This window comes from Staphylococcus sp. HL28 (assembly GCF_021117155.1).
In the GTDB taxonomy this organism is placed as follows: domain Bacteria; phylum Bacillota; class Bacilli; order Staphylococcales; family Staphylococcaceae; genus Staphylococcus; species Staphylococcus warneri.
Genome location: NZ_CP088219.1, coordinates 18,897 through 29,007, shown reverse-complemented (window position 1 = coordinate 29,007; position 10,111 = coordinate 18,897). Strand labels below are relative to the sequence as shown.

At 25.4% G+C, this 10,111-nt stretch carries 8 protein-coding genes; 5 read left to right on the top strand and 3 right to left on the bottom strand.

All coding sequences use genetic code 11. The features are described 5' to 3' along the window. Positions 1–561 precede the first annotated feature (561 nt). The 4 genes from LPC11_RS12490 (at position 562) to LPC11_RS12475 (ending at position 4,504) form a co-directional block, all read left to right on the top strand. Entirely contained in the window at positions 562–1,356 is a 795-nt protein-coding gene (locus tag LPC11_RS12490) for a ParA family protein (protein WP_000022892.1), read from the top strand. A gap of 5 nt (positions 1,357–1,361) precedes the next feature. Further along, positions 1,362–1,562, top strand: coding sequence for a hypothetical protein (locus tag LPC11_RS12485; protein ID WP_000896836.1), 201 nt, complete (start codon positions 1,362–1,364; stop codon positions 1,560–1,562). Between the two features lie 439 nt (positions 1,563–2,001). Next, positions 2,002–3,417: a glycosyltransferase family 2 protein gene (locus tag LPC11_RS12480; RefSeq protein ID WP_231307401.1), complete on the top strand. Its 1,416-nt coding sequence runs from the start codon at positions 2,002–2,004 to the stop codon at positions 3,415–3,417. Between the two features lie 286 nt (positions 3,418–3,703). Further along, positions 3,704–4,504, top strand: a complete 801-nt coding sequence (locus LPC11_RS12475; RefSeq protein WP_231307400.1) for an ABC transporter permease — start codon at positions 3,704–3,706, stop codon at positions 4,502–4,504. A gap of 306 nt (positions 4,505–4,810) precedes the next feature. Here LPC11_RS12475 and LPC11_RS12470 read toward each other — a convergent pair whose 3' ends face one another. After that, on the bottom strand, positions 4,811–7,084 hold the full coding sequence (locus LPC11_RS12470) for a bifunctional glycosyltransferase/CDP-glycerol:glycerophosphate glycerophosphotransferase (RefSeq protein WP_050969610.1): 2,274 nt from the start codon (positions 7,082–7,084) through the stop codon (positions 4,811–4,813). A 165-nt stretch (positions 7,085–7,249) separates the two neighbouring features. Here LPC11_RS12470 and LPC11_RS12465 point away from each other — a divergent pair, with 165 nt between their 5' ends. Beyond that, a complete protein-coding gene (locus tag LPC11_RS12465) occupies positions 7,250–7,402 on the top strand; it encodes a hypothetical protein (RefSeq protein WP_177224406.1) in 153 nt (50 codons plus the stop codon). A gap of 101 nt (positions 7,403–7,503) precedes the next feature. Here LPC11_RS12465 and LPC11_RS12460 read toward each other — a convergent pair whose 3' ends face one another. Together LPC11_RS12460 and LPC11_RS12455 are read right to left on the bottom strand one after the other, a co-directional pair. Beyond that, the gene (locus LPC11_RS12460; RefSeq protein ID WP_259339340.1) at positions 7,504–9,231 is read right to left on the bottom strand and encodes a glycosyltransferase family 2 protein; all 1,728 of its coding nucleotides are present in this window, start codon (positions 9,229–9,231) and stop codon (positions 7,504–7,506) included. 203 nt (positions 9,232–9,434) lie between these two features. After that, on the bottom strand, positions 9,435–10,043 hold the full coding sequence (locus LPC11_RS12455) for a recombinase family protein (protein ID WP_050969608.1): 609 nt from the start codon (positions 10,041–10,043) through the stop codon (positions 9,435–9,437). Positions 10,044–10,111 lie beyond the last annotated feature (68 nt).

The window sequence follows — 10,111 nt, the reverse complement described above, 5'->3', positions numbered from 1 at the left end:
AATATAAACCTCTTCTTTTTCATATTTAGATAGAGGTAATAAGACGCGTTATTATATTTAATAATATCTCATTCTTGAAGTCATATTGTTTATACTATATAATTATATGTACTTATTATATAAACAACGCATCATTTAGAGTATATATGTTAGCGTTTATTACCTAAAGCGTTTAGTCGGGCCAACGACTAAACGCTTTTTACTTTATTAAAATCTAAGTTAATAGTAACAAAGTAAATAAGAAGAAACAATAAATTATGTAACTTCTTATAAGTAACATGTCACATGTAACATGTTACATGTGACAAAACCAATTAGGATAGTGAAGTAATGTAAATAACAAAGACATAGTAAATAAGGATTGAAAAAAAATAATTTCAACAGTAACATGTTACATGTGACAAAACCAATTAGGATAGTGAAGTAATGTAAATAACAAAGACATAGTAAATAAGGATTGAAAAAAAATAATTTCAACAGTAACATGTTACATGTGACAAAACTAATTAGGATAGTGAAGTAATGTAAATAACAAAGACATAGTAAATGGGAGGTATTATTTTGAGCATAATAACAGTTGGAAATTTTAAAGGTGGTGTAGGTAAAACAACAGTAGCCACATTACTTTCTTATATTGCATCTGAAAATTATGATAAAAAAGTACTTTTAATAGATTTTGATCCTCAGGGAAATGCAACTCAAATTATGAAAAGAACTTATCCAGAATTTGAGGAAGAAAAGATTTCATTTATAAACATGCTAAAAAATGGAAATATAGATCAAAGTATTGTGAAATTAACTTCCAAATTATCACTATTACCAGCTGATTCATCTTTGGCTAACTTATCCGATATCATTTCAAAGACAGATATTCTAAAGAAAAGATATATTTTAAAAAATGTGGTTGAAAAAATTAAAGAAATTCACGATTTTGACTATATATTTATTGATGTACCACCTACTATTAACTCTGATTTCACTAATAATGCTGTTTACGCAAGTGATTACATTTTAATGGTATTTCAAACACAACAATCTGCTTATGAAAGTAGTCTTTCATTTGTTAATTTTTTAAGGGATCGAAAAAAAGAATCAGATTTATCATTTGAATTGGTTGGTGCTGTTCCAGTATTAATTAAAAAAAGTGGACGTGTAGATAAACAGATATTAGATATGTCTAAATCAGCATTTTCTGAAGCACTCTTTGAGAACCAGATATATCAAAGAGAAAGAATAAAAAAATTTGCCGCTGATGGAATAAAAGATAAAGATATGCATGACAAAAAAGTTATATATATGTTTAACAAAGTCTACGAAGAATTAGTTAATAGAATTAGATTAATTGAAGGTGAGTGATATTTATGGCAGGATTTTTAGATAACATAGATACATCTGAGGTAAAATATACGGAAAATTATAAACCGGTATCTAAAAGTACGACTATGAGAGTGGACACTGATATAAAAAAAAGACTAAATCAAATGGCATTAGATAAAGATACATCTATAAAAGCTATAGTTGATGAAGTGTTAGGAGAATTTTTGGAAAAAAATAAGTATTAGTATTTTATATATTGAAAGAGTGTGTCATTACAGTCTAAAGTAATGACACACTCTTATTTTAAATAGCTTCTGATAATCATGAACTACGTTAACATCAATAGTTCTGATTATTAACTGTATCTAGGAAGAGATCCCCACATTCACAAATTGAAAAGACTACTTTATCGAGCTTTAATACTATTTTGGCCAATTATAAGCTACCTTCATTGGTATTACTGGATAGACCTTTCTTTCAAGAATGTTGTCTTATTAGAATGCACTGGTTGATATTAGCTAGTGTATATTTTAATGTTGTATCTACTAAATTATATCGTCTTTTAGAAATTAAGGTTAGTTTTGTGAGTGGTTTTTTCTTACTTAATACCCTTTCAATTATAAACAAACATTATTATTATAGTAATATATTTATATAATTATAAATAAGTTGGAGGTATGGATATTGAAAGTTATAGCCGAACATCAAATTAGCAAGGATATTGAAGTGAGTTTATTAATTAGTACATATAATAAAAGTAAATTTATTAAAGGCACGCTAAACAGCTTATTAAAACAAACATTTGATAAAAATAAGTTTGAATTAATCGTTGTAGATGATTGCTCTACAGATGATACGTTAGAGATTGTTAATAAGATTATTCCAAATTTTTCTAACTACAAACTTATACAGTTAAATGTAAATTCCGGAACCCCTGCAAAACCACGTAATTTATCAATTGATTTAAGTAAAGGGGATTTTTTAATGTTTGTTGATGGGGATGATTGGCTCCCTGAAGATGCAGTAGAAAAATTATATAATATGTTGAAACTAAATAAAACAGACTATTCTACAGGATTAACAAAATATATGCATAGTAATAAAATTTCAAGAGCAGGGGTTGCATTATCAAAAATAGAACAAAATAAATTAGATATTAACAATGTTAGAAAATCTTTTTATCATTTAGCTCCGGCAGGAAAAATGATAAAGGCCGAAATCATAAAAAATAATAACATTCGCTTTCCTGCAATGATTTTCGGGGAAGATTTACAATTTTTTGCAGAAGTATTATTTCATGTAGATAAAATTAGTACTACTCAAGATGTTGTATACATTGCTAATAGATATAAGGATAATGTCTCTCTAGTAAGGTCAAACGAATCAACAATGAATAATAGAATAAATTTTCAAATGCAAGCTTATGAAAATTTAGTTGATAAATACAAAAATAATCCTCTATTTGAAAAATTATTGATTCGTTTAATAAATAGAGATTTTTTAAGTGCTAAATTTTACACTTATAATTTTATAAGAGAAATTGATATAATATTACCAACAATTCATAAAGCTATAAAAACAATAGAGAAAGATGTTGATATTAATCCATTATTAGATGATGAATTAAATCAAAAAGCTGTAGAACTTATCAAGAAGAATAATAAACGAAAAATCATAAAATTTATTGAATGGTATCTAATAAAAGATTCAAAAAATCTGCATTTTAAGAAGAATATAGCCTATTATAAGTATAAATGTAGATACTATAAAAAACCGATGCATGTTATTTTACAAAAAATATCAAAAAAGGATGGAAATACTATTCTACATCTTTTTTCAAAAAATTCTTCTATAAACTTTATAGAGGTGAAAAATCGGAAAGATCCTACGCAGTACCATCTTTTAAACATTAAAAAGAACGCTTTAAAACCAGGGGAATACTTAGTAAAATTCAATACAGGAAACATTTCAAAAGGAAAAGTTTCATTGATTGTTCTAGATAAAGATTTAAATTCGTCAGTAATTAAAACTGAAAACCAGGCTGAAAGTCAACCTGGCTTTTATAAAACTATAAACAATAATTTGGGTTTTATAAAATAAATTATTTTTTGAATTTTTTTATTTTATAATTAAATAAATTAATGATAAAATGTAATTATACTAATTTTGAAATAGTTTACGTTATCTAGTTACTCAATTTAGATAACGTTTTTATGTGCTCATATTGAAGAGTCTTTATTATTAGTGTTTGGCAATATTATTGCGTATTAACATTTTTTTATAAAGCAGAAATATAAATAATACCTTTTATTTAAGTATTATCAAATCTTGTGGGTTTGTTGAGTATAATTTTAATATTATAATTATATATAGGTGGAGAGAAAATATGAAAAGTTCTTTTTTTATTTTTAAAGAACATTTATCTAATGTTTATCTAATAAAAAGACTTGCTGAATTTCAAATAAAAATTTCAAACAAAAATAATTATTTGGGCGTTCTATGGGAAGTACTTAATCCCTTTATACAAATAATGATGTATTGGTTTATTTTTGGCCTAGGATTTCGAAGTAACAGAATGATAGAAGGTACCCCTTTTATTTTTTGGCTTATTGTAGGTATTAGTATGTGGTTTTTCATAAATCAAGGCATTTTACAAGGTACTAAAGCCATAACTTCAAAATATAATCAAGTTTCAAAAATGAATTTCCCATTATCTATATTGCCCAGTTATTTAGTAGTAAGTAAATTTTATAGTCATATTGTTTTACTAATAATAGTAAATATCATTTGTTGGATAGGGGGATATGCTCCGTCCATATATACTTTTCAGTTATTTTTATTTATCCCATATACATTATTTCTAACAATGGCAATTGCATTGTTAACATCTACTTTAGGGGCTATAATCCGAGATACTCAAATGATTATTCAAGCTGTTATGAGAATGATATTTTTTATGTCTTCAATTTTGTATTTACCGGCTAATCAAGTAGTTTTAAATGTAATAAAATTAAATCCTGTATATTTTATTGCTCAAGGGTACAGATCGGCTATTTTGCACCATACGTGGTTCTTTATTAATCATTGGAAATTAGCTGTATATAACATATTATTTTTAATTGTTATTTATATTATTGGATCTATACTACATGTTAAATATCGCGATCGTTTTGCCGATTATATATAATTTAAAAATCATTACTATGTTCTATAATAGAATACTTGATTTACTACGATAAAAATTAATTTTTATAATTTTTAGAAACAGTGTTACTGGTATAACAAGTACGCACAAATTTTATTTTTAACATTACGAAAAACTTATAAGGAACATTAAAATTAATTTATTTAGCTTTTATATTGAAATTTAAAGTATCAATTAGCAGATTAATTATTATCTACTTATGTGTTAAATTCTTGTTTGGTATTATTACCAATATGTTTACAGATAAAAAATATAGTGGCTAGCTATTAGCCACTAAGTGATAAAATATTATTTGATAACTTTATTTACTACTCTTTGAGTAGCTTTACCATCTTCTAATGAACAAAATCTATCATAAAAACGAGCATATTTGACTTTAAATTCACTTGAAACGGTGTTGATATTTTTAATACTGTTTATAACTTCATTTGTATTAAATAAAAGTGGTCCTGGAAGATCTTTTTCCATATTTATATAAAATCCACGAAGTTCATCTTTATATTTATCTAAATCATAAGTATAGAATAGTATAGGACGTTTTAGATTAGCGAAGTCAAAAAATACAGATGAATAATCAGTAATTAAAATATCACTAACTATATATAAATCATTAACGTCATTATACTTTGAAAAATCATAAGCGAAACCATCAAATTCAGTAATCTCTAAAATATCTGATATAAAATAATGCATTCTTAATAAAACTATATATTCGTCACCAAGTTTTTGTTGCATTTTTTTTAAATCTAATTGAAGTGTGAATTTGTATTTTCCAACACTATGATATTCATCATCTCTCCATGTTGGTGCATATAGTATGATTTTTTTATCTTTAGGTACACCCAATTTATTTTTTAACTGTGCTTTGTATATATCATCATGATTAGTCAAAACATCGTTTCTTGGATAGCCATAAGTTAAAATATTAGTTGATGGATACATAAATGCTCTTTCGAATATTTTTTTACTATATTCATTAGCAGCAATCAAGTAATCCCAATTTCTTGATTGTTGATAAAAGTCTTGTTTATAACTTTTGCTAGCAGACGTTATATTATCCATGTCAAATACAAGACGCTTTAGTGGAGTGCCATGCCAAGTAGATAAAATAGTTTGTTGGGGTTTCTTTTTTAACCATTTAGGTTGTCTCATATTTAACACAAAATATTTTGATACTGTCACATAATAGAAATATTTCCAACTGAATCTATCTATTATTTTGACATTATTATCATTAAGCATGTTATAGTCTTTTATCACTTCTTTATTATTTAAAATCCAGATATGTTTTTTGTTATCATTTTTTTGAGATTTTAAATATTCAAAAATAGCTTTTGGACTATCAGAAAAATTTTTTCCTAAGAAACTTTCATACAAAACAACATTTTTTCTAATTGGGAGTTTTGAAAAAATTTCTTGTTGTATTGTTTTTTTTCTAAACCTTTCGTTTTTAGGGTTTGAAAACTTATATATATTGTATAGGGTTACTCTTTTTTTGGTTCTAGAATAAGCCTTTTTAAACTTACCTTTTTTAATTGCACTAATTTCATATGAATGTCTCAAGTTAAGTTTTATTTTTTGAGATGGCTTATTTAATATATCACAAAGAGTTATATATATGGGAACTACTTTCTTATAGGAATTCGTGAAATTTTCATTTTTTATTACATAATATAAATATTCGCGTGCAGCAAATTCTTTTATTTTTTTAGCTAATGTTAAATTAGGACAAAAAGTTAAAGCTTTATCAAAAGCTAATAATTTATAATAACTTTTTACATCTTTGTATATTTGAGTTTGAGAGGGAAAATTCACGCTATCGTTATGAATTAGTTTGAAATATAATTTGACAGTTGTTTGTTTGATAGTATCAACTAAATTATAGACGCTTATAACAAAAGGTATATCTCCGTAAATGGTGTTTGTTGTATCAAATTGTAAACTATGTTCTTTCAAAAATGCATTTTTGATTAATAACCCATGTGCTTTAAACTTGTAATTTATTTTACTAAGTAAAATATTTTGTCTAAAGGTATTATAATTATGATTGATCAATCCTAATTCAAACAACTCATTTATAAATTCACTATCATTGTATATTGTTGGGTCAACGTTGATTTTTTTGAAAAATTGATCTATTTGCTCAGATGTATTTGAAGCAAAAAATGATTTTTTGTTATCTTTAAATGTAAGATTTTTAGTGTAATGAGTTTTTTTAACATTTAATTTGATTACATCATCATGAGATTCATCAATAATCCTTTTGGTATAAATTAAAGTATTAGGGTGAATGTAGTCATCAGCATCCATAAATAAAATATATTCACCTTGAGACTGAGAAACACCTAAGTTTCTATAGACTTGTGGATTATTAGAAATTTTATCTTCGATGATTTTATAATTAAAGTGATATTTTTTAACTTCATTAGGTAAGTTCGTTCTACCATCATGTATAAAAATCACTTCAAAATCTTTAAATGTTTGATCATCGATACTATCTAAACAATCCCTTAACATATTAATGTTAGACTCTTTATATGGTATTACAATTGAATAAAGCAATATTATGCTCCTCCTAAAATATTTGATTGTATTAAGTAGATTAATGAAATTCTCATTGTATACTAGTAATAGTAAGTTATTGATTCAATAAATAATATTACCAAAAATATGTAAGAAGGTAAATTAGAGCTTAAGAACTTCATAAAAATAAAGGAGAAGATAATAATGAAAAAATTTATATTGATACTAGTAATGGTTATCTGGTTTTTTTTACATAAAGTTAGATTAGAAAAAAATCAAAAAATGTTAGATGAAGTTGATATCGAATCAGAAGAAGATAAAGAATTGGAATTTTATATAGAAGATGAATCGTTATAAAATTTAGTAATAGTTAAAGCAAAAACTTTTCGTTGAATTTATTATAAAATAAATTCAACGAAAAGTTTTTTGGTTATTCCGAATATTTGTCGTCAGTCCAATTACTTTTTGAAAAGTTTTTTCTTTAACTTAGCCACGAACCTTGAAGATTTTTTATTAGAAGTATTAGTGATGTTATCTATTGTTATAGGTAATACAATATTAGTGTTCGAAGATAAAAAAGTCCCATCCTTAGTTATTAATCTAAGGATATTTTTAGAACTTTTTTTGCTAGAAATAATTTCAAAAACTTCCCCTTTTTGAATAGGTTGGACTTTTTCTTTAAATTCTAAATCTCTATATAAATTTGTTTTTTTAATAGTCACTACAAATGCAGGAGTTTTTTTTAAATAATTAGCTTTTTTATTATCAGAAATTTTTGCAACTTGATTAACGATATTTTTTTCTTTATCCGTTGGATTAAATATTAATTTAGCATTCTGTCTATTTAATTTATTATTATTATTACCATATGGATAAGATGCATAAACAAAAGAAGAGTCAAACGCATCAACCTTGATTTTAATATTAAAATCATTGTTTCCCAAATGAATATCTTTGCATTTTATATATATATGATTATCTTTTATTACGTAATCAATATCTTTATAAATAGTTTCATCATTTACTTTAACCAACTGAACTCCTGTAATGGCAGATGTATTTTTTTTGAATAATTGTATAACTTCATAATATGTTTCATTAATAAGTTCAGTGCCTTTATGTATAGCAACACATTTTTTTACTAAATCAGGAATGTTTTCAAACTTTTTTGGATATTTTAAATAAACATTGTTATTCTTTATGTATTTATTATAGTTGATTTCATAAAGCATATATTTAATAAAATTTTCGAATTCTTTTTGATTATTGCAATAGGCAAGGTAAACGTTCTTATACCTTTCATTGTCTAATAACTCATTAATATCATAACCGTAATCTGTAATTATCTTTATAGCTTCATTAAACTTCTCGTAAAAGATAGCTTTATTTTCTGCTTTTAAAAAAGCTTTTTTAAGGAAAATTCTGGATATAAAATCTACTTCAATTATACGGCAAAGTATTTGTCTTTTTGCATATTCTGGTAAATCCATTTGAATTAAATCTTTTAAAACTTCTAAATTAAAGTTAATTTTAGCTATATTGTCAGTTTCTTTAACTAATGAAATATTATCTATATATCGATTCACATGATAAACATGTTCATTAGTAATGGAAGCATTTTTAGACTTGCTTATTAACTCGCAATAAAAAAGTTTATCTTCTGCGTACTTAAGATTTTTAAACTTAATATCATTATTTATAACCGTTTCTCTTTTGAAAACTTTTCCCCATGGGCCTATTGCCCTAAAAATTTTATACATTTCATAAGGAATCAAATTATTTTTCTTATCATACGAAGCAAAGTTGGCAACTTTTACAATTTCTTTATTACGATGTTTAAAACACTGACCAAATCCAATATCTGCTTTATTTTCATTCATCTGAAAAACTAAACTAGGAAGTCCATTAGAGTCTAGCCAGTCATCGGCATCTACTATAGTAATATATTTCCCTTTTGCTTCTCGTATTCCAATATTACGAGGTTCAGCTGGACCGCCTGTATTTTTTTCTAACTGAATAGAACGAATGAAATCATAACGTTCTACATATTGACTTAAAATATTATATGAGTTATCTATAGAAGCGTCATCTATGAATATAGCTTCTATAATAGATTTGTCTATATTCAAATCTATTATAGATTGGATGCATTTTTCTATAAACATTTCTTTATTATAAACTGAAATAACTATTGAAAGTAGTTTTTGAATGATAATCTTCTCCTTGCTTAATATTTTTAATAATAATACAAAATCATTATATCATCTAATAACTAATTGTATTATCCTTTTATTTTTAACTAAATTTGAAATAACGACTTTTGTCACTTTATGAATGTATGCATTTACAACGCTGTAAAAATCTTTCATTTGCATCGAAGCAAAATTTATTAAACCAAATCATTATCGTGTTTAATTCTATAAATAGTCTGTCTTGTGATGTTCACTTCTTTCGCAATCTTACTAATAGCTTTTCCTTCTTTTAACATTTCGACAACTCTATGATAGATAATACGTTTCTGTGGATCTTTAGCATTAGGAGAATACAATAAAGGACGCCCTCTATACACACCTTTTTCCTTCGCAATTTGAATTCCTTGTGCTTGTCGACGTTTACTTTCATTTCTTTCTTGTTCTGAAACCATTGCTAATATTTGAACGATTAAATCTTTCATAAATTTATCTAACAAAGGATTATCAATGGCCTCATTCATCATAGGTAAACTTGTAATCATTAGCTGTACGTCTTTTTCTTTTAAATGATTTACAGTTGCAATAATTTCATCATAATTACGACCTAAACGATCAATTGATTCCACTACAAATCGATCTCCCATTCTCAAAAAGCTAAGTGCTTCTTGAAATATTGGTCTATTTTCAATAGATTTACCAGATTGCTTTTCTGTAAATATTTTTTCTGCACCAAATGCTTTTAAATTTTCCAATTGTCTTTCTAATTTTTGGTCGATAGATGATACTCTCGCATAGCCAATAATCATATATATTCACCTTCTAATCAATATACACCCTAATCATACTTTTGTATTGTTATAATTTCAACAAATTA